This window comes from Citrobacter sp. Cpo037 (assembly GCF_030332945.1).
Classification (GTDB): Bacteria; Pseudomonadota; Gammaproteobacteria; order Enterobacterales; family Enterobacteriaceae; genus Citrobacter; species Citrobacter portucalensis.
This window is the reverse complement of the sequence record NZ_JAOWGW010000021.1, coordinates 93,096-113,091: the sequence shown is the minus strand read 5'-3', so window position 1 is coordinate 113,091 and position 19,996 is coordinate 93,096. Positions and strand designations below refer to the sequence as shown.

At 51.8% G+C, this 19,996-nt stretch carries 18 protein-coding genes; 5 read left to right on the top strand and 13 right to left on the bottom strand.

Annotated features, from left to right (window positions below; genetic code table 11):
• Nucleotides 1-53: 53 nt before the first annotated feature.
• Nucleotides 54-101 carry a small protein SpfP gene (spfP, locus tag OGX94_RS24910; protein WP_071892919.1) on the top strand — a complete coding sequence of 16 codons (48 nt, stop codon included), beginning with the start codon at nucleotides 54-56 and terminating at the stop codon, nucleotides 99-101.
• Nucleotides 102-220: 119 nt separating this feature from the next.
• On the opposite strand, the gene yihA is transcribed toward spfP, so the two are convergent.
• Entirely contained in the window at nucleotides 221-853 is a 633-nt protein-coding gene (yihA, locus tag OGX94_RS01585) for a ribosome biogenesis GTP-binding protein YihA/YsxC (RefSeq protein ID WP_063941722.1), read from the bottom strand.
• 284 nt (nucleotides 854-1,137) lie between these two features.
• On the opposite strand from yihA, the gene OGX94_RS01580 reads away from it, so the two are divergent.
• The 3 genes from OGX94_RS01580 (at nucleotide 1,138) to hemN (ending at nucleotide 3,489) form a co-directional block, all read left to right on the top strand.
• The gene (locus OGX94_RS01580; protein WP_122973887.1) at nucleotides 1,138-1,311 is read left to right on the top strand and encodes a hypothetical protein; all 174 of its coding nucleotides are present in this window, start codon (nucleotides 1,138-1,140) and stop codon (nucleotides 1,309-1,311) included.
• Nucleotides 1,312-1,417: 106 nt separating this feature from the next.
• A complete protein-coding gene (gene yihI, locus OGX94_RS01575) occupies nucleotides 1,418-1,927 on the top strand; it encodes a Der GTPase-activating protein YihI (RefSeq protein WP_003028627.1) in 510 nt (169 codons plus the stop codon).
• A 188-nt stretch (nucleotides 1,928-2,115) separates the two neighbouring features.
• Nucleotides 2,116-3,489 carry an oxygen-independent coproporphyrinogen III oxidase gene (gene hemN, locus OGX94_RS01570; RefSeq protein WP_257662358.1) on the top strand — a complete coding sequence of 458 codons (1,374 nt, stop codon included), beginning with the start codon at nucleotides 2,116-2,118 and terminating at the stop codon, nucleotides 3,487-3,489.
• 87 nt (nucleotides 3,490-3,576) lie between these two features.
• Here hemN and OGX94_RS01565 read toward each other — a convergent pair whose 3' ends face one another.
• The 4 genes from OGX94_RS01565 to glnA all read right to left on the bottom strand — a co-directional run bounded on the left by OGX94_RS01565 (nucleotide 3,577) and on the right by glnA (nucleotide 7,962).
• The gene (locus OGX94_RS01565) at nucleotides 3,577-3,687 is read right to left on the bottom strand and encodes a YshB family small membrane protein (RefSeq protein ID WP_020996121.1); all 111 of its coding nucleotides are present in this window, start codon (nucleotides 3,685-3,687) and stop codon (nucleotides 3,577-3,579) included.
• 113 nt (nucleotides 3,688-3,800) lie between these two features.
• Complete coding sequence (gene glnG, locus OGX94_RS01560) at nucleotides 3,801-5,210, bottom strand: nitrogen regulation protein NR(I) (RefSeq protein WP_003825317.1); 1,410 nt, start codon at nucleotides 5,208-5,210, stop codon at nucleotides 3,801-3,803.
• Nucleotides 5,211-5,220: 10 nt separating this feature from the next.
• Complete coding sequence (gene glnL, locus OGX94_RS01555) at nucleotides 5,221-6,270, bottom strand: nitrogen regulation protein NR(II) (protein ID WP_008786986.1); 1,050 nt, start codon at nucleotides 6,268-6,270, stop codon at nucleotides 5,221-5,223.
• A gap of 282 nt (nucleotides 6,271-6,552) precedes the next feature.
• A complete protein-coding gene (glnA, locus tag OGX94_RS01550) occupies nucleotides 6,553-7,962 on the bottom strand; it encodes a glutamate--ammonia ligase (RefSeq protein ID WP_003825314.1) in 1,410 nt (469 codons plus the stop codon).
• A 379-nt stretch (nucleotides 7,963-8,341) separates the two neighbouring features.
• On the opposite strand from glnA, the gene typA reads away from it, so the two are divergent.
• On the top strand, nucleotides 8,342-10,165 hold the full coding sequence (typA, locus tag OGX94_RS01545) for a ribosome-dependent GTPase TypA (RefSeq protein ID WP_003028641.1): 1,824 nt from the start codon (nucleotides 8,342-8,344) through the stop codon (nucleotides 10,163-10,165).
• 69 nt (nucleotides 10,166-10,234) lie between these two features.
• Here typA and ompL read toward each other — a convergent pair whose 3' ends face one another.
• The 8 genes from ompL to yihU all read right to left on the bottom strand — a co-directional run bounded on the left by ompL (nucleotide 10,235) and on the right by yihU (nucleotide 19,872).
• On the bottom strand, nucleotides 10,235-10,927 hold the full coding sequence (ompL, locus tag OGX94_RS01540) for a porin OmpL (protein WP_003825311.1): 693 nt from the start codon (nucleotides 10,925-10,927) through the stop codon (nucleotides 10,235-10,237).
• 66 nt (nucleotides 10,928-10,993) lie between these two features.
• Nucleotides 10,994-12,415, bottom strand: coding sequence for an MFS transporter (locus OGX94_RS01535; protein WP_286568530.1), 1,422 nt, complete (start codon nucleotides 12,413-12,415; stop codon nucleotides 10,994-10,996).
• 46 nt (nucleotides 12,416-12,461) lie between these two features.
• Nucleotides 12,462-13,844: an MFS transporter gene (locus tag OGX94_RS01530; protein ID WP_257662357.1), complete on the bottom strand. Its 1,383-nt coding sequence runs from the start codon at nucleotides 13,842-13,844 to the stop codon at nucleotides 12,462-12,464.
• A 45-nt stretch (nucleotides 13,845-13,889) separates the two neighbouring features.
• Nucleotides 13,890-15,926 carry an alpha-glucosidase gene (locus tag OGX94_RS01525; RefSeq protein ID WP_286568528.1) on the bottom strand — a complete coding sequence of 679 codons (2,037 nt, stop codon included), beginning with the start codon at nucleotides 15,924-15,926 and terminating at the stop codon, nucleotides 13,890-13,892.
• A 48-nt stretch (nucleotides 15,927-15,974) separates the two neighbouring features.
• Nucleotides 15,975-16,817 carry an aldose-1-epimerase gene (locus OGX94_RS01520; RefSeq protein WP_003825305.1) on the bottom strand — a complete coding sequence of 281 codons (843 nt, stop codon included), beginning with the start codon at nucleotides 16,815-16,817 and terminating at the stop codon, nucleotides 15,975-15,977.
• Between the two features lie 18 nt (nucleotides 16,818-16,835).
• Nucleotides 16,836-18,077 (bottom strand): sulfoquinovose isomerase, encoded by a 1,242-nt coding sequence (gene yihS, locus OGX94_RS01515; RefSeq protein ID WP_126957459.1) that lies wholly within the window; start codon nucleotides 18,075-18,077, stop codon nucleotides 16,836-16,838.
• A 12-nt stretch (nucleotides 18,078-18,089) separates the two neighbouring features.
• Nucleotides 18,090-18,965, bottom strand: a complete 876-nt coding sequence (gene yihT / locus OGX94_RS01510; RefSeq protein ID WP_003825301.1) for a sulfofructosephosphate aldolase — start codon at nucleotides 18,963-18,965, stop codon at nucleotides 18,090-18,092.
• A 10-nt stretch (nucleotides 18,966-18,975) separates the two neighbouring features.
• Nucleotides 18,976-19,872, bottom strand: coding sequence for a sulfolactaldehyde 3-reductase (yihU, locus tag OGX94_RS01505; protein ID WP_048227546.1), 897 nt, complete (start codon nucleotides 19,870-19,872; stop codon nucleotides 18,976-18,978).
• Nucleotides 19,873-19,996 lie beyond the last annotated feature (124 nt).

Below are 19,996 nucleotides of genomic sequence, written 5' to 3'. Positions count from 1 at the left end.
TTCTGAGCTGCTCAAAAAAGAGTAAAGTTATTCTCGTAGGGTACAGAGGTAAGATGTTCTATCTTTCAGACCTTTTACTTCACGTAATCGGATTTGGCTGAATATTTTAGCCGCCCCAGTCAGTAATGACTGGGGCGTTTTTTATTGTGCGAAAGAAAAGTTTTGCACATGCTGTAGGCCGGATAAAACGCGCTACGGCGCCATCCGGCATATCGGTGGGTTATTCCCCGTCCTGCTCCTCTTCAACCGGTGCCAGTTCACTAAACCAGCTATCCAGTTTTTGCCGCAGTTTGTCCACACCCAGTTTTTTCAGCGATGAAAATGCTTCTACCTGCACGTCACCGTTAAATGCCAGTACGGCTTCACGTACCATATTCAGCTGCGCTTTGCGTGCACCGCTGGCCAGCTTATCTGCTTTAGTCAGCAGTACCAGAACCTGAACGTTGCTCTCAACTGCCCACAGGATCATCTGTTGATCGAGATCTTTTAACGGGTGACGAATATCCATCAGCACTACCAGACCTTGCAGGCTCTGACGCTTTTCCAGATATTCAGCCAGCGCGCGCTGCCATTTACGCTTCATCTCTTCCGGAACTTCGGCATAACCGTATCCTGGTAAATCGACCAGGCGTTTGCCGTCAACGACTTCAAACAGGTTGATGAGCTGAGTACGACCCGGCGTTTTAGATGTACGCGCCAGACCTTTTTGATTCGTCAGGGTATTTAGCGCACTGGATTTGCCTGCGTTGGAACGGCCAGCAAAAGCCACTTCGATACCGGTATCGGAAGGTAAGTGGCGAATATCAGGCGCACTCATCACAAAGTGCGTCTGTTGATAATTCAAGTTAGTCAAAGCAGTCCTCTCCATCAATCAGGGCTTTGCAGCGATTATACCTGAACCCCAGCAAAAGGCTGGTTTTTCGACGAGTGGGCTGTGTAAGTAAAAACCCCGCGCTTTGTGAGACATTGCCGACAGTTTCTATACGAGATGACAGAGTAAAAAATGACAGAACTAAAATAAATCATATGGTTACATTTGGGCGCTATTCTTAAAATCAGAAATTGTTACCCAAGTTACTTGTACGTTTAAACCAAAACGGTAAAGTAGCGTCCATAGCGAGGAAGCTGAAAGGATAGATGACTCAGGATGAGGGTCAGGAGCGCCAGGAGGCGAAGACACAGGATTGTCAGGAAGACAAACGTCCGGAGACGTTAGTAAAAGGAAATGGAAACAACACGGAATGTTACAGGCTAAGGGAAAAACAGGGTGTGTTGATAGCCAACAGGGATTGTAGAGCCCGTAAGGGTTGAGAGTCAGGAAAAAAGGCGACAGATTACTCTGTCGCCTTTTTTCTTTATTTCTGCTAGATTCCGGCGCAATTATATACTGAATAAAAACAGCCAAAGACGAATCATGATGAAACCAACTTCTACACCACGCGGTAAAGGTCCTGCAAAAGCGCGTCGTAAAACACGCGAAGAAATTAACCAGGAAGCTCGCGACCGTAAGCGCCAGAAAAAACACCGTGGTCATGCGGCAGGTAGCCGTGCGTCCGGTAGCGAAGGCGCATCTGGTGGCGGAAACCAAAATAAGCAAAAAGATCCTCGTATTGGCAGCAAAACCCCCATTCCATTGGGCGTGACCGAAAAAGTCACCAAACAGCACAAACCGAAGAGTGAGAAACCTATGCTTTCACCACAGGCTGAGTTGGATTTACTGGAAACGGATGAGCGCCTGGATGCGCTGCTGGAGCGTCTTGAAGCAGGAGAAACCCTGAGCGCGGAAGATCAGTCCTGGGTTGATGCCAAGCTGGATCGCATCGATGAGCTGATGCAAAAGCTGGGTCTTTCTTACGATGACGAGGAAGAAGAGGAAGAAGAAGAAAAGCAGGAAGACATGATGCGCCTGCTGAAAGGCGGCAACTAACGGTTTTACACCGTGGGTCTTCCCGTCCTGCTTATAACCCTTCCGGTTATATGTTATCTGGTGTGGTTATTCGTTAAACTACAGCGGTTGTCGCGGCGACAGAAGTGGCTGCGCAACCGACTTATCACCCGTACTGGGGTTAAGTCGGTACGCCGTACCCGCCAGAGACGCCATCGGAAGGAGTAAGCATGTCAGAGCAGTTAATAGACTGGGACCTGGCCCTGATCCAGAAATATAACTATTCCGGGCCACGATATACCTCGTACCCGACCGCGCTGGAGTTTTCTGAAGACTACGGCACTGAGGCATTTCTAAAGGCCGTGGCGCGTTATCCTGAGCGTCCTCTCTCGCTGTACGTTCACATCCCGTTCTGCCACAAGCTGTGCTACTTCTGCGGCTGTAACAAGGTCGTGACTCGCCAGCAGCATAAAGCCGATCAATACCTCGATGTCTTAGAACAAGAAATTATTCATCGCGCACCGCTGTTCGCCGGACGCCATGTCAGTCAGCTGCACTGGGGCGGCGGCACGCCAACGTACCTGAATAAAGCGCAAATCAGCCGTTTGATGTCGCTGCTACGTGGCAACTTTAACTTTAACGACGACGCCGAAATTTCGATCGAAGTGGATCCGCGTGAAATTGAGCTGGATGTGCTCGATCATTTACGCGCTGAAGGTTTTAACCGCCTGAGCATGGGGGTGCAGGACTTCAATAAAGAAGTTCAGCGCCTGGTGAACCGTGAGCAGGATGAGGAGTTTATCTTTGCGCTGCTGAATCATGCGCGTGAGATTGGCTTTACCTCAACGAACATCGATCTGATTTATGGTTTGCCAAAACAGACGCCGGAAAGTTTCGCCTTCACCCTGAAACGCGTTGCTGAGCTGAATCCAGACCGACTGAGCGTCTTTAACTACGCGCACCTGCCGACGCTGTTTGCCGCTCAGCGCAAAATTAAAGATGCCGACCTGCCCAGCGCGCAGCAGAAGCTGGATATCCTGCAGGAAACCATCTCTTCACTGACCGAAACTGGCTATCAGTTCATTGGTATGGATCACTTTGCCCGCCCGGATGATGAGCTGGCGATTGCTCAACGCAAGGGTGTGCTGCATCGTAATTTCCAGGGTTATACCACCCAGGGTGATACCGATCTGCTGGGAATGGGCGTGTCAGCCATCAGTATGATTGGTGACAACTACGCGCAGAACCAGAAAGAGCTGAAGCGCTATTATCAGCAGGTAGACGAGCAGGGTGACGCGCTGTGGCGCGGAATTGCCCTGACCCGCGATGACTGCATTCGTCGTGATGTTATTAAGCTCCTGATCTGCAACTTCCGCCTCGACTATGCCTCTGTGGAACAGCAATGGGATCTGAACTTCGCTGACTATTTTGCCGAAGACCTGAAACTGCTGGCACCGCTGGCGAAGGATGGGCTGGTGGATGTCAATGAGAAGGGGATTCAGGTCACGCCGAAGGGCCGTCTGCTGATCCGTAATATTTGCATGTGCTTCGATGCGTATCTGCGCCAGAAAGCGCGGATGCAGCAATTCTCGCGGGTGATTTAACGCTTTTCCGGGTGGCGCTTCGCTTATCGTGCCTACGAAAATCTCAATACGTAGGTCGGGTAAGCGAAGCGCCACCCGGCGAACCCGCTAGCTGAAAAGCCCAACAAGCGCTGCGCACAATACTGCGGCGACCGCAGTTTGTGGCGTATGGCTTTCGACTGCACCGCTCGACAGCAGATTAATGATTGATTCCAGCATGATGACTTCCCCCCCGTTTTCCGGGCACGATCATACTTAACTCATCGGAACAGTAAAGCGCAAAATAGCAGCTATTTGCGCTCAATTATTAATCTTTACACAGTGACGATATGTCACTCCATTCCGAGTTCTTTTAGCTTACGCGTCAAGGTATTACGACCCCAGCCGAGCAAGCGTGCCGCTTCCTGTTTATGCCCCTGAGTATGACGGAGCGCGGTAGTCAACAGCGTGCGCTCCATCTCCGGTTGGGCCTCGGAAAGCAAGTTTTGATGGCCGGAGCGTAATGCCCGATCTGCCCACTGTGCCAATAGCGTTGCCCAACTATCCGGCTGCATATGGGACGGTGCGTCTGGCACGGAGGTTTCAAACAGCTCGGTTGGTAAGTCCTGAATCAGTACTTCCTGCCCGGCGGCCATTACGGTTAACCAGCGGCAGGTGTTCTCAAGCTGACGCACGTTACCTGGCCAGGCCAGACGGGTGAGCGCAGCCTCAGTTTCCGGGTGTAATTGTTTGGCTTCCACCCCCAGTTCGCGGGCGGCCTCCTGCAGGAAATGACGCGCCAGGCGGGGGATATCCTCCCGACGTTCACGCAGTGGTGGCAGATGTACCCGAATGACGTTCAGCCGATGGAATAAGTCCTCACGGAATTTGCCTTCCTGCACGCGTAGTTCAAGATTCTGGTGCGTGGCGGCGATAATGCGTACATCTACCTTTACGGGCGCGTAACCGCCAACGCGGTAAAACTGTCCATCGGCTAATACGCGCAATAAACGCGTTTGCACGTCCAGCGGCATATCGCCAATTTCATCGAGGAACAGCGTACCGCCGTCTGCCTGTTCAAAGCGCCCCTGACGAATGGTATTCGCCCCGGTAAACGCGCCTTTCTCGTGACCAAACAGCTCAGATTCGATCAAATCTTTCGGAATAGCCGCCATGTTCAGCGCGATAAACGGCGCTTTGACGCGCGGGCTATGACGGTGCAACGCATGGGCGACCAGCTCTTTACCGGTCCCTGACTCTCCGTTTATCAATACGCTGATTGACGATCGGGACAGGCGTCCAATAATGCGAAAGACATCCTGCATTGCCGGCGCTTCGCCGATGATGTCGGTTGTGGGGCCGTTAATCTGAACATTGCGCGGCTGCTGCTGTTCCTGATAATGGCTGATGGCGCGCTCGACCAGCGCCACGGCTTCATCAATATCAAAAGGTTTAGGCAGATAATCAAACGCCCCTTGCTGATAGGCGCTGACGGCGGCATCCAGATCGGAGTGCGCGGTCATTATGATGACCGGAAGCATCGGATGCCGCTGTTTAATCTGTTTTAACAGCGTCAGGCCGTCCATACCCGGCATACGGATATCCGACAACAGCACGTCCGGCGTTTTGCTGGCCAGCGCGTCCAGTACCTCTTTACCGCTTTCAAATGTGGTACAGCTTAGCCCTGCCCCTGCGAGCGCACGTTCAAGCACCCAACGGATGGAACTATCGTCATCAACGACCCAGACTATTCCTCGTTGCATAAACGTCACCTTATTTCCTGATAGGCAGGTAAACCGAGAACTCGGTATGACCCGGCCAACTGGTAAATTCAATTTTGCCGGAATGTTGATCAATCAAATTACGGGCGATAGATAATCCAAGGCCGGTACCACCTTCGCGACCGCTAACCATTGGGTAGAACAGCGTATCCTGCAAATGCGAGGGAATACCTGGACCGTTATCCTCTACATCAATTCGTGCCGCCAGACGGTAACGCATGCCGTGTAGCGTGAGCTGAAACGCGGTGCGGGTGCGCAGAATGATCTCGCCGCCTTCCGGTCCCAGCGCCTGCAAAGCATTGCGTACGATGTTCAGCAAAACCTGCTCGATCTGGTCCGGGTCGTGCAGTAACTCAGGCAGACTTGGGTCGTAATCCCGGATTAGCGTGACGTTTTCCGGCAGCTCCATCGAGACCAGCGCCACCACGCGTTCCGCCACTTTGTGAATACTTTCCGTGATGTGCATTCCCGGCTGTTGTGGCCCCAGCAGACGGTCGACCAGATTACGCAGGCGGTCCGCCTGTTCAATAATGACTTTGGTATATTCGGTCAGCGCCGGGTCCGGAAGTGCTTTGCTGAGAAGTTGCGCCGCGCCGCGTAATCCGCCCAGCGGGTTTTTAATTTCATGTGCCAGACCACGCACCAGATCGCGGGCGGCAATCTGCTGGGCGTGCTGGAGCTGTTCCTGACTCAGACGGCGCTGGTTATCCATAGGGGCCATCTCCAGCAAGATAAGGCCATCAGGCAGCCTCTGAGCGGTCACAGAGAGGATATGTGAGTGGCTGTCTATCACCAGCGTCACTTCGTTATCCGTAAAGCCCTGGCCTGCTTCCAGGCTCTCTCGCATCAGTCCGATGTTTAAGGAGAAATAACTCAACAGATCGGGAAGCGGTGTACCAAATAGTTTGCGGGAGCTTTGGGCGAGCAGCTGTTGCGCCGCAGGGTTGGCGTAATGTACAGCCAGCTCATCGTCGACAAGTAAGATGCTGTTGATTAAAGAATTGAGGATCTGCCCAGCATCGGGCAGCGTGCCGGTTGCCATTCAGCAGTCTCCTGAAAAGTGTTGCACCAATTTAGTGCATTATAGCGTTTTACATCAAAAAAGCGCGAAAAAGCAGGTTGTTAGTGGAGAAAAAAGCCCATCCTGGGATGGGCTACAGATGACTGGCAAACATAGATGCCGGATGGCGGTTTTGCCTTATCCGGCCTACAAGGTAATGTTACCCTCCAGGCCTGGTAAGATTGCGCCATCAGGCGTCCTATCATTCGCCATCGATCTCAAGCCTGCCTGAGCAGGCTAAAAGTTCCACGGCAACTCAAACGATTAAACGCTGTAGTACAGCTCAAACTCTACCGGGTGCGGAGTCATACGCACGCGGTCATCTTCTTCGCGACGCAGCGCAATGTACGCATCGATCGCTTCATTAGTGAACACGCCGCCTGCGGTCAGGAACTCGCGGTCCAGATCCAGTTCTTTCAGTGCTTCTTCCAGAGAACCAGCAACCTGTGGGATCTCTTTCGCTTCTTCCGGCGGCAGGTCGTACAGGTTTTTGTCCATTGCTTCGCCCGGGTGGATCTTGTTCTTAATACCGTCAAGACCAGCCATCAGCAGCGCTGCGAAGCACAGGTACGGGTTAGCAGCCGGGTCCGGGAAACGCACTTCGATACGACGAGCTTTCGGAGAAGCAACTACCGGGATACGGATAGACGCAGAACGGTTACGGGCAGAGTAAGCCAGCATGACCGGCGCTTCGTAACCCGGGACCAGACGCTTGTAGGAGTTGGTGGTCGGGTTAGCCAGGGCGTTGATCGCTTTAGCGTGTTTGATTACGCCACCGATGTAGTACAGCGCCTGCTCAGACAGACCTGCATATTTGTCACCGGAGAACAGGTTTACGCCGTTCTTGGACAGGGACATGTGGCAGTGCATGCCGGAACCGTTATCGCCAAACATTGGTTTTGGCATAAAGGTTGCGGTTTTACCGAAACGGTGAGCGACGTTGTGAACGACATATTTGTAGATCTGAATTTCGTCCGCTTTTTTGGTCATGGTGTTAAAGCGGGTCGCGATTTCGTTCTGACCAGCAGTCGCCACTTCGTGGTGATGCGCTTCAACAACCAGGCCCATCTCTTCCATGATCAGACACATGGTAGAACGGATATCCTGAGAAGAATCTACCGGAGGAACCGGGAAGTAACCGCCTTTCACGCCAGGACGATGACCTTTGTTACCACCTTCGTATTTGGTGGAGGAGTTCCATGCGCCTTCGATATCATCGATAGCCACGTGGGAACCGGAAATAGATGCGCCGAAACGGATGTCGTCAAACAGGAAGAACTCAGGCTCTGGCCCGAACAGAACGGTGTCTGCGATGCCGGTAGAACGCAGATATTCTTCAGCACGTTTAGCGATGGAGCGTGGGTCACGGTCGTAGCCCTGCAGCGTACCTGGTTCCAGGATATCGCAACGGATGATCAGGGTAGACTCTTCAAAGAACGGATCGATGAGAGCAGTAGACGCATCTGGCATCAGAACCATGTCTGATTCGTTAATGCCTTTCCAGCCACCGATTGAGGAGCCGTCAAACATTTTGCCTTCTTCAAAGAATTCGGCATTTACCTGATGAGCAGGAATAGTGACGTGCTGTTCTTTACCTTTGGTATCAGTGAAGCGTAAATCAACAAACTTCACTTCGTGTTCGTTCAGCATCGTCAAAACGTGTTCAGCGGACATACTTACTCTCCCGGATTGGTCATTGTCGTCGTGGTAACGAAGTCTTCAATTCTGCAAAAATTGGCCGTGTCGCCATAAAAAATATAAAGCGAAATCTGTGCCAACTTTTAAATTGCCCCTAAAAGGCGTTATCATGCGCACCATCGTGCAAAGGGGCTGCACCATGAAGGTTGTATTGCACCATTATAGTGCTTTAATGTGAACATTAAGCACCATATTGGTGCAAAGCATGTCAGATTACCCCTTTTAACGCTCCGTGAATGTGATCACAAAGAAACTCTGCAATACTTGTTTGCGGAGGATGTTTGTGATCCTGTTTTGTACTGCGATTAATCCGTGTACAATAACGCGCTATTTCTAAAATGCCTGAGGCAAAGTTGTGATCGAAAATTTGCGTAACATCGCCATCATCGCGCACGTAGACCATGGTAAAACGACCCTGGTAGACAAGCTGCTCCAACAATCCGGTACGTTCGATGCACGTGCTGAAACCCAAGAGCGCGTGATGGACTCCAACGATTTGGAGAAAGAGCGTGGGATTACCATCCTCGCTAAAAACACCGCTATCAAATGGAATGACTACCGTATCAACATCGTTGATACCCCGGGGCACGCCGACTTCGGTGGTGAAGTTGAACGTGTAATGTCCATGGTCGACTCCGTGCTGCTGGTGGTGGATGCAATGGACGGTCCGATGCCGCAGACGCGCTTCGTGACCAAAAAAGCCTTTGCCCATGGCCTGAAGCCAATTGTTGTTATCAACAAAGTTGACCGTCCTGGCGCGCGTCCTGACTGGGTTGTTGATCAGGTATTTGACCTGTTCGTTAACCTCGACGCTACCGACGAGCAGCTGGACTTCCCGATCGTTTACGCTTCTGCGCTGAACGGTATCGCGGGTCTGGATCACGAAGACATGGCTGAAGACATGACTCCGCTGTATCAGACTATCGTTGATCGTGTACCGGCTCCGAATGTAGATCTTGATGGCCCGCTGCAGATGCAAATCTCTCAGCTGGACTACAACAACTACGTTGGCGTAATCGGTATCGGCCGCATCAAACGCGGTAAAGTTAAACCGAACCAGCAGATCACTATCATTGATAGCGAAGGCAAAACCCGTAACGGTAAAGTCGGTAAAGTTCTGACCCATCTGGGTCTGGAACGTATCGAGAGTGATATTGCCGAAGCAGGCGATATCATCGCGATCACCGGTCTGGGCGAACTGAACATCTCCGACACCATCTGCGACCCGCAGAATGTTGAAGCGCTGCCAGCTCTGTCCGTTGATGAACCGACCGTTACCATGTTCTTCTGCGTAAACACCTCTCCGTTCTGCGGTAAAGAAGGTAAATATGTTACCTCTCGTCAGATCCTTGACCGCCTGAACAAAGAGCTGGTGCACAACGTTGCGCTGCGCGTTGAAGAAACCGAAGATGCGGATGCGTTCCGTGTATCCGGTCGTGGTGAGCTTCACCTGTCTGTTCTGATCGAAAACATGCGTCGTGAAGGTTTCGAAATGGCGGTTTCCCGTCCGAAAGTAATCTTCCGCGAAATCGACGGCCGTAAACAAGAGCCGTTCGAAAACGTAACGCTGGACGTTGAAGAGCAGCATCAGGGTTCTGTGATGCAGGCTCTGGGTGAGCGTAAAGGCGACCTGAAAAACATGAATCCAGATGGCAAAGGCCGCGTACGTCTTGACTACGTGATCCCAAGCCGTGGTCTGATCGGCTTCCGTTCAGAATTCATGACCATGACCTCCGGTACCGGTCTGCTGTACTCCACTTTCAGCCACTACGACGATGTTCGTGCGGGTGATGTGGGTCAGCGCCAGAACGGCGTTCTGATCTCCAACGGCCAGGGTAAAGCAGTTGCGTTTGCACTGTTCAGCCTGCAGGACCGCGGTAAGCTGTTCCTGGGTCACGGTGCTGAAGTTTACGAAGGCCAGATCATCGGTATTCACAGCCGCTCTAACGACCTGACTGTAAACTGCCTGACCGGTAAGAAACTGACCAACATGCGTGCGTCTGGTACTGACGAAGCAACGGTTCTGGTTCCGCCGGTTAAGATGACTCTGGAGCAGGCTCTGGAATTCATCGATGACGACGAACTGGTAGAAGTTACCCCAACCTCTATCCGTATCCGTAAGCGTCACCTGACTGAAAACGATCGTCGCCGTGCAATGCGTGGCGCGAAAGAAGAGTAATTAACACTCTTTTTCAGGTAAGCACAAAAAAGCCGCTGATTATCAGCGGCTTTTTTTATCCCGGAAGAATTAGAAGAAATACTTAGCCCCGACACGAATTTGATTTTGTTCGCGGTGATAAGGTTCTACATTGCGGTCTAACCAGCGTAGTTCCAGGTAGGGTAACCAGTGTTCATTGATACGATACTTGAAGGTATTCGTAATCTCCCAGTGATGATCTTTTCCGTTACTGCTATTGAAGTCATTCACTCGAATAAAATAGTGCGGCTCAAAGGTATAGGAAAATTTATCGGTGATAGTAAAATTCCAGTAGTTGCCTATTTCATAGGTATCATTATTGTCCTGGTCACCGTTTAGATCGGTTGAGCTGTAGTTATTATGGTTATATCGGTTACGCACGGTAAGATTAAACCATGGGGTAAATTTATAGTTAACATCCAGATAAGCCGCACCACCGGAACCCGCACTCTTATCATTTATCAACCCACCTGGCTGGATAGTTAATTTATCTGTCGGTTTAAATAACGGATACCAGCCCTCTATTTCATTATAGCCGTGTTTTAACTCATCCTTGCGTTGCATGGTGTAGGTGTTGGTGAGCATGATACCCGCGCCCATATCGGAGTTATAGCCAACGCGCATCATCACTTCTATCTGATCTGACGCCAGATTATATGCCTCGCGGTTCTCGACATAGGCACCCGCAAAAACAGAGGTAGAAGCAACCGAAGATAAGAGAATTATTGTTGTTAACTTTTTCATAATAAATCCATTTTTTAAGCGTAGGGAGGCCGCCATCCATTAAGATGGAATAGGCGGCTATTATTTTTATACGTTTACAGCAGAGGTATTATTTTTAGTGGTAACAGGATTCGATAGAGTATTGTTTTTCTTCCGTTGGCTGATTTCCTCAATAATAAAAGCAAAGCGAGTTTCATTGAGCTTATAAAATAAACCCATTGTGAATGCAGCGATAATGGCCAGCCCACAAGGCCAGAGGAAAATAAGCTGACGCAGGCTGAGCAAAGTTGCATCGCTTTGGGTTATGTTGGGGATATAACCGATTTGCGTCAGCATGATGCCCGGCAGGAACCCAGCGAGCGCAGCGGAAATTTTGCGCGAAAAGGTATAACCCGTATACACTGAGCCTTCAGCGCGGATCCCCGTTTTCCATTCACCATAATCGACTGTATCCGGAACCAGCGCCCAGTTCAGGCTGTTAACAAAAGCGGTTCCGAAGAAGGCCATACAGGAGAATGTCACGAACAAAAATGATGTGCTGCCCCAGAAAAAGTTCAGTACATCGCCGATAGCCCATAATGCCAGACCGCCGAGGTAAACCTGCTTTTTACCGAAGCGTTTCACCGCAGCGGGAACCAGCAGCACCCCAACCAGAATGCATCCCATGCTGAAGAACCCCATCCACGACAGCAGATGAATATCATTGAGCACGTACTGGGTGTAGTACACCTGGATTGCCAGCTTGATGTTGAATGCCGCTAGCGTGCATAAGTTGGCGACACACAGCACCAGCAGGGGAGGGTTACGGAAAATGGCACAGAACGATTTGAGAATGCTGGGCTTATGGTGATCCGGCACGATTTCAATGTAGCGTTCCTTCACTCCGCTGAAACACCACCACATGCTGAACAGCCCGCAGACTGAAAAGATCAGTGCGGCGATCAGATAACCCAGCGAGGATGAACTGACAAATAGCGCTTGAATCGGCATAAAGCCAACGGTGCACAGTAACAGACCAACGGTAGCGCCGCCCTGACGCCAGGCGGCGAGCTGAGCGCGTTCATGCGGGTTTTTAGTGATCGCAGGCACCATCGCGCCGTAGGAGCAGTTCATCAGGCTATAGAACAGACCGAATAGCATAAACAATACTGTCGCCAGCCCAGTTTTTACCGTTAGCGTAAAATCTGTCGCCAAAAACTGCGCGCTGGCAACAACTGCGACAGGAAATGACGCATACAAAATAAAAGGTCTGAATTTACCTTTTGCGCCAATATTACGCCTTGAGTCCAGCAATACACCGGTCAACATATCAGTGAAGGCGGTGAAGAACTTCGCCACCAGAAAGATAATCCCACCGTAATACGCCGGCATCCCTAGTTCATCGGTATAAAATTTAAGCAGATACAGTGTGCCGATACACAGCATCAAATTTGAGCCGAAGTCACCCACTCCGTAGGCGAATTTTTCACGCAGGCTCAGTTTTAGCGTTAGCGGATCATGAAAAGACATAATCGCTCCTCAATAGCGCCCCGTAGAGCGCTATTAATTATTATTATCAAACGGGTTGTTTACGCGCTTCTATCTCTTCAACGATGCGGACATACATCTTCTCGTTAAGGTTGTAGAAACAGCCCATAGCCACAATGGTGATCACCGCTAAAGCGCAGGGATAAATAAAGATCAACTGACGCAAACCTTCGACCGTACTTGCTGATTGCACCACGTTGGGAACGTAGCCGATTTGCGTCAGCATCCAGCCGGGGAAGAATCCCGCCAGCGCTTGTGAAACTTTACGAAAGAAGGTGAAACCGGTGTATACCGTGCCTTCAGAGCGTACGCCGGTTCGCCATTCGCCATATTCCACCGTATCGGAGACCAGCGCCCAGTTCAGGCTGTTAACGAATGCTGAGCCGAAGAACGCCAGGCAGGAGAAGGCGACAAAGCTGACGGAACCGCCACCAAAGAAGTAGTTAAGCAAATCCCCCGCGACCCAAATTAGCAAACCGCCAATGTAGACTTTTTTCTTGCCGAAACGTCTAACCATTCCAGGCATCAAGAAGACGCCGATGAAGATACAGCCCATGCTGAAAAAGCCCATCCAGGAAAGGAGAATTGGGTCATTCAGTACGTACTGGGTGTAATAGACCTGAATTGCCAACTTAACGTTAAATGCGCCAAGCGTACAAAGGTTGGCAACGCACAGAATAAACAAAGGGCGGTTACCGGCGATGGCGCGGAAGGATTGCAATAATCCCGGTTTTTGCGCGGCATCCACGGGTTTCACTTCCACGTAGCGTTCTTTTACCCCGGCATAGCACAGCCACATAAACAGCAGGCCAAACAGCGAGAACAACGTGGCGGCGAAGATATAACCCAGCTGTGAATTGCCTTCGATCAAGTTCATTACCGGTACAAAGCCGACTGTACATAGCAACAAACCCAAGGTTGCGCCCCCTTGTCGCCAGGCTGCCAGTGAAGCGCGCTCGTCCGGATTTTTCGTAATCGCGGGAACCATTGCACCATAGGAGCAGTTCATCATGCTGAAGAACAGTCCGTACAGCATAAACAGCACCGTTGCCATCACCGTTTTACCGGTTACTTCAAACGGTGTACCGACAAAGTTGGCAATCGCCAGCAACGTAACTGGAAATGCGGCGTAAAGAACGAACGGACGGAATTTCCCTTTCGGGCCGATTTTGCGGCGGGAATCGAGCATAATCCCGGTGCTCATATCGGTAAACGCGGTAAAAAATTTGGCGATAAGGAAAATGATGCCGCCATAAGTTCCTGGTAAACCAAGGACATCGGTATAAAACTTGAGTAAATAGAGGGTACCAATGTCCAACAGGATATTGGAGCCTAAATCACCCATCCCATAGGCGAGTTTTTCTTTGAACGGCAAGCGTAGGGTTGCCGGATTAGAGGAAGTCTGACTCATTATTATTCTCCATGTGCCCGCGAGTTTCCCCGCGGGCGAGCCGTGTTAGATATTGCGTAAGGTGGCAAACAGTGACGCCCATTCACTCTTCGCGCGATAAAACACCGGAGGCTTGCCGATAGGCGCATCTACGGTAATTTCACCGCCCTGGTAAGTTTCCCCAGTCCAGACGTTTACCCAGCTATCCTCTGGCAGATACAGCGTCCAGTTTTGCTGGCCCTGTTCGTGAACCGGCGCGACCAGCAAATCTTGTCCCAGCAGGTACTGATATTTCAGGGTATAGGTCCGAGCATCGTCTTCGTAATGCAGGAACAGCGGGCGCATCACCGGCAGACCGGTAGCGCTGTTTTGCGCGACAGCCTGTTTTAGATACGGTTTCAGGGTGGTAAAGACGGTGGTCATACGGGCAAAGTGGGCGATGGTTTCAGCATCACCATCAAACTGCCAGTTATCGCCAGGGCGGTTACCTTCGTGGGTGCGCATCATCGGCGTGAAGGCACTGAAGTCACACCAGCGCAACAGCAGCTCTTTGCTGCGTTTCATGTCAAACAGGGTGGTGTAGCCGCCGATATCGCTGTGGTGCAGACCGTGACCGGTCATCGCCAGCGACAGCGCCGCAGGAACGACGGAAGCCAGACCGTCGTCGAGGCTCCAGTCAACGTTCTGATCGCCTGCCCACATCATGGTGGAGTACTTCTGGCTGCCGGTGTAGCCCGCACGCATAAAGAACAGGATCTCGCCGAGTTTGCCGGTCTCCTGTAACGCTTCGTAGTTGCATTTCGCCCACAGTGCGGGCCAGGCGTTATGCATAATTTCAGCGCTGACGCCGTTATGCAGATACGTATCGGTTGGCAGATATTCGCCAAAGTCGGCCATCCAACCGCCGCAGCCCAGCTCAATCATGTTCTTTTTGATGACTTCTTTGAACCAGTCGTAGGCTTCGGGGTTGGTCAGATCGACCACACCGCCGTAAAACTCGCCGAACTCAACCAAATAGTCAGCGCCTGAGGCATCTTTCGCCAGATAACCGCGAGCGGCAGCTTCGGCACAGAGATCTTTATCGCTGGCGACGTATGGGTTGATGTAGGAGAGAAACTGCACGCCTTCTTCTTTCCACTGCTTAATACGGTTATCCAACTGCGGATAGTTGTCGCTGTTCCACTTCCAGTTCCACATCACGCGCTTGCCAAAGGAGGTCATGCGGATCCCGGACCAATCCTGCGCCCAGATGCCGTTTACTTTCACGCCTGCGTTACGCATGGTGTCCAGTTTGTTCTGGCAAATCTCAGTACCGCCCTGAATACCGAGCGTGACGCCGTCGTAAATCCAGTCCGGCAGCTCCGGCTGGCGACCTAACAGCGCGGTCAGTTTTTCCAGCAGGGAAATATACGTGTCGGCGCACTCAAAGCGCAGGGTGGTTTTGTCTTCCCACAGCGCCAGCTCGTGATACTCCGGTGCGCTGAAGTCGAAATTCATATAGCAACTGTTATCAACGTGGCAGTAGTACTTCTGTGTGCTGACGAAGGTCGGCTGCGGGAAGAAGGTCCAGTAGTAGTCTCCGCCGGCATTTTCTTTGCAGTCAGCCTGCCAGGTGACATAGCTGTTTTTGTTACGGCCCACGCCCTGTTCGCTGGTCCACAGTGGGAAGGGTTTTCCGCGCAAATCGAAGTAAGAGAATTGTTCACCGCAGCCGTAAATATGATCGTCCGGGTTGGCTGCCAGACGCAGCCAGATGCGGTTATGGCTGAGATCATCGTTGTGCAGGTCCAGCTTCAGGCGGCTCTGTTCATCGGTAGAGATGTGCAGCGTGGCGTTGATGGTATTACCGCGGCTGAAATGTACCAGCCAGCCATCAGGTGACTCGCTAACCGTGGTGTCGGTCAGAGCAATCTTCTCATTGAGCTTGTCTTTGATGCTGAAGTTGCCGCGAAACATGTCAATGTCGGCAACGCCAGCGCCGATCCATAGACAAGGGGTTTCTGTGCTGTGACGTAAAATCAGGCGCTGGTGGTACGTTAAAGCAAATCCATCAGGTAGTGATGTGAGTTCTAAGGCGGTTGACCGTTGTTGTAGCGAATTCATTATCGTCTCCGTAAAAATAGGGTAATTCGGTAATTTGTCGGAAATCTGTTATTCACTGCCGATTAAAAAATGCATTTGATGTGTTTCTCCGGGCGCGAGATGAATCAGGCTAATTCCGGAGTTAAAGGCGTCTGGCGGGCAGGTCATCGGTTCAACCGCAAGGCCACGCCGTGCTAATTTTTCGCCGGTGTATACCTGTAGCCAGGGCTGGTGGCTGCGTAAAAAAGTGGACATGTTTTGCGATGGACTGGTTATCCTGACTTCCCACTCAGCGTCAGGTGGCATGGTCCTGAACGTATGATCGATAGTGGTCTGCGCAATACGTCGCTGCGTTGTGAAATCCCGTTCATCGCATGTTTCTTCACTTGCTGGGAGTGTTAATTCACAGTCATCGATAGGGTGCTGATTGCAGGTCAGGTAGGGGTGTGCTCCCGCGCCATAGGGTGCAATTTCGTCACCCACATTCTGTGTCCGAATAATGACGTGCAATCCGCTGTCTGCCTCCAGTCGGTAAATCACCTCTGAAACCAGCGCAAAGGGATAGCCATAAGAGGGCGGAAGAAAAATCGTCAACGACACTTCCGTGTTCGACAGTTGATTAATCTGCCAGTCCCGCCAGGCCAGCAATCCATGGATGGCGGTATGTGAAACAGGGTCGTTAACGGCAAGTTGGAAGGTCTTGCCGTTATGTTGATAGCAGCCATCTGCAACGCGGTTTGGCCAGGGAACCAGCACTTTTCCTAAATGTGCCAGCGGCATCTCTTCCGGCTTATGTGGAATCACAATGTGACGCCCACGGTGCGTCAATTCTGCTAGTCCAGCACCAACCGTGACGATTTTCGCCTGGAAGTTTCCGGCTTGAAGATGAATGGTTTTTCCACCGTTATGCATGGCTGCTCACCTTGTTACTTATTTAGCGTTGATATCCAGCAGACCGGCAGCCACTGCCGGAGCAAGGCCCGGAGCCAGCGGTAGACGCGGGATCACCAGGCAGTGCAGCAGGTGATAAATGTCCTGCTTACCGTCCCAGACTTTGGTCGTCACCTTGTTATCGGTATCCAGTTCCTGCCACCATGAACCGGTCTCGTAGTCCATCAGATATGTGATGCAGTAATCCCACCACTTCTGGTACCAGGCTTCGTACTGGCTGTCGCCGGTGAGGGTATACAAGGCATAGGCGGTACCCATGGCTTCGACTATCGGCCAACGCACTCTTTCGCGAACTATGGGTTTACCATCCCAGTCCACCGAATAGACAAAACCATCTGCACCGTCTGGTGCCCAGGCATCACGGATGGTGGCGTGGAACAAGCCTTTGGCATCTTCCAGCAGCCAGGCGGGAGGCGTTTCGAAGCGGGCTTCCAGTGCGGCATGCAGATGCAGCATCAGGCGACCCCATTCGATCCAGTGGCCCGGCGTGCCGCCGTAAGCGCGGAAACGGTGAGCTGGGTTATCCTTGTTGTAATCGCGGATTGGATTCCACTGTGAATCGAAGTGTTCGTTAACGCGATACTCCCCGCTGCGGGCTACGTCGTGAATAATCACCGATGCAATTCGCAGTGCGCGATCGAGCCATTTACGGTCATGGGTAACGTCATACACGATCAGGAAAGCCTCGACCGCGTGCATGTTGGCGTTACCGCCGCGGTAATCTTCCGTCTGGCTGAAAGCTTCGTCCCAGGATTCCAGGCACATCTGCTCTTCTTCACTCCAGAAGTACTTTTCAATCACGTCGATAGCGTCATCCAACAATTGCCTGGCCTGCGGATGACCGGTGGTGACCGCACTTGCCGCACCGAGCAAAACAAAGAAATGCTGATAGCCCTGTTTGGAGGCGTCCATAACGCCTTCGTCATTTACGCAGGCGTACCAACCGCCGTAGCGAGTGTCGCGCAGCGCGCCATTCAGTGCTTTAATGCCATGATCGACTAGCTGATATGCGCCAGGACGACCCATTGACGCGGCAACGGAGTAGACGTGCAGCATGCGGGCGGTGATCCACAGATGTGTCCCCATATCTGCTCTGACCTGACCACTGTTTCCCAGCCAGCCAAATCCGGTGGGTACCGCCGCATTCTTACCAAAGTTAAAGATGCGGTCGGTTTCTTGCTCCAGCCAACGGTTGTGGCTTAGGGTGTTGAACCATTTCATTCTTAGATCCTCTTAGCGCCGGGCCATCATTTCGTCGACGATATCGCCCAGGCGTTGCAATTTAGGTGCGGAAACATCACGCAGCATCAGTTCGGTATCCGGCAGGCCAACAACCGATGACCAGACCGCACGTCCGGCCAGGAAGCCAGATGCGCCTGCGGTCATTGCTACGCTGACTGCTCGCGGGAACAGTTTTTCATCTACACCAGAGGAGAGAATGACCCACGGCATGTTGATGTTTTCATTCAGGCGCAGAGAGGCGCTAAGCAATTCTTGTTGGGTACCTTTGCCGTACAGCGGCATTTCGACTTTGTAGAGATCGGCACCGCTATCACCCAGTTCTTTTGCGGCATCGATAATGGCCTGTTCGCGATCGAACTTATCGCCACGACGCGGTGGGCGAACAACCGGCTCGATGATGCTCAGCAGGCCATTGGAATGGCATAGCTCATTGAATTCTTTCACCATATCAAGACGCTGTTGGGCATCTTCATCGCTACGCCACAGCACCAGCAGTTTGAGAGCCTTAGCACCATCTTGCTTCACGGCCTGCGGGTTGATTTTTTTATCAATCACCACGCTATCGACCGGAATACCGTTACCCGGAATAAACTCATCAGCGGCCACAATCATGGCGCAACTTTTGGCGACCGCGTTTTGCTCTACAACCTGGCGGTAGCAGAACTGCTGATCGACCAGAATGGCGGAGGCATAGGGGGATAGGATCTTCGCCGCATTGACTTTGAAATCGGTCAGCACGCTGTCATTGACCGGGGATTTTGCACCCGCTGCGGCAAACATTAAGCGCATGGCTTCGCGCTGATCGACCGCCAGCATGGCAAATCCGCCAGAAGCTCGGGTGATATCTTTCAGGGTGTACTTCGTCATTGCTCAGTCCTTACTTATCTGTGTGTTTATTTAGCCCGGCGGATGCGCGAACCTGTTCAAGAATGGCCGTCCAGTCTTCCCGGCCACGGCCAGCGGCACGCGCCTGGTTATAGACTTCGCGGGAGGCAGCACCGAGCGGCATCGGCACATGCAGTTGGTTGGCAACGTCCAGCGCGATGCCAAGATCCTTGTGAGCTAAATCGATCATGAATGCCGGGGAAAGATCGCCTTTCAGCACTTTGTTCGGCCAGGAGGTAGTGAAGTGGCCTTTCCCGGCGGGGGTACCGCTCATAACTTGCAAGGCCACATCAAAGGAGAGGCCAAGTGCCTCGCACAACACGGCTGCTTCGGCAGAAAGAGCGTTCAGTGCGATACTCATGTAGTTGTTGATGAGTTTCACGCGGATCCCCATGCCGGGACCCCCTGCATTGATCAGTTCATTACCCATCGCCATCAGAACCGGTGCGGCGCGTTCTACCTGCTGTGCTGTTCCGCCTGCCAGCAGCAACAGCGTTCCCGCGATAGCGTGATCGGAGGTACGCCCAACCGGGCAATCCATCATGTCGAAGCCTTTGGCACGCATATCGGCGATCAGCTTGTCGGTTTGCAGTGGGTGAATAGTCGACATATCAATCACTAATGCCTGCGGGGAGAGGCTTTCGCAGATACCTTGCTCGCCGAAGAGTACGCTACGCACCAGATCGCCATTTGGCAGCATGGTGATGACAAATTCTGCCCCTTTTGCTGCCTGAGCCGGGTTGCTGGCAGGCTGTGCTCCTTTTTCCACCAGGCGCTGAACGGCATCCGGGTTAACGTCAAAGACGCTGAGTTGGTGACCCTGCTTCAGCAAGTTGCTCGCCATGGGTGAACCCATCTGACCTAATCCGATAAATGCTATAACTGCCATAACGTTCTCCTGAGACGTGGATGTCATTTTTTGTCATTTAAGGTCGTTTGTTTTTGTCTGTTTTTGATCGTATTTGTAATTTATGGTCAAAAAATTGACAGCCGTCACTTTTTAAACATTTTGT

Coding starts and splice junctions, on each gene's coding strand:
- OGX94_RS01580 (WP_122973887.1), top strand. CDS start 1,138: ATGACTCAGGATGAGGGTCAGGAGCGCCAGGAGGCGAAGACACAGGAT.
- yihI (WP_003028627.1), top strand. CDS start 1,418: ATGAAACCAACTTCTACACCACGCGGTAAAGGTCCTGCAAAAGCGCGT.
- hemN (WP_257662358.1), top strand. CDS start 2,116: ATGTCAGAGCAGTTAATAGACTGGGACCTGGCCCTGATCCAGAAATAT.
- OGX94_RS01565 (WP_020996121.1), bottom strand. CDS start 3,687: ATGCTGGAATCAATCATTAATCTGCTGTCGAGCGGTGCAGTCGAAAGC.
- glnG (WP_003825317.1), bottom strand. CDS start 5,210: ATGCAACGAGGAATAGTCTGGGTCGTTGATGACGATAGTTCCATCCGT.
- glnL (WP_008786986.1), bottom strand. CDS start 6,270: ATGGCAACCGGCACGCTGCCCGATGCTGGGCAGATCCTCAATTCTTTA.
- glnA (WP_003825314.1), bottom strand. CDS start 7,962: ATGTCCGCTGAACACGTTTTGACGATGCTGAACGAACACGAAGTGAAG.
- ompL (WP_003825311.1), bottom strand. CDS start 10,927: ATGAAAAAGTTAACAACAATAATTCTCTTATCTTCGGTTGCTTCTACC.
- OGX94_RS01535 (WP_286568530.1), bottom strand. CDS start 12,415: ATGTCTTTTCATGATCCGCTAACGCTAAAACTGAGCCTGCGTGAAAAA.
- OGX94_RS01530 (WP_257662357.1), bottom strand. CDS start 13,844: ATGAGTCAGACTTCCTCTAATCCGGCAACCCTACGCTTGCCGTTCAAA.
- OGX94_RS01525 (WP_286568528.1), bottom strand. CDS start 15,926: ATGAATTCGCTACAACAACGGTCAACCGCCTTAGAACTCACATCACTA.
- OGX94_RS01520 (WP_003825305.1), bottom strand. CDS start 16,817: ATGCATAACGGTGGAAAAACCATTCATCTTCAAGCCGGAAACTTCCAG.
- yihS (WP_126957459.1), bottom strand. CDS start 18,077: ATGAAATGGTTCAACACCCTAAGCCACAACCGTTGGCTGGAGCAAGAA.
- yihT (WP_003825301.1), bottom strand. CDS start 18,965: ATGACGAAGTACACCCTGAAAGATATCACCCGAGCTTCTGGCGGATTT.
- yihU (WP_048227546.1), bottom strand. CDS start 19,872: ATGGCAGTTATAGCATTTATCGGATTAGGTCAGATGGGTTCACCCATG.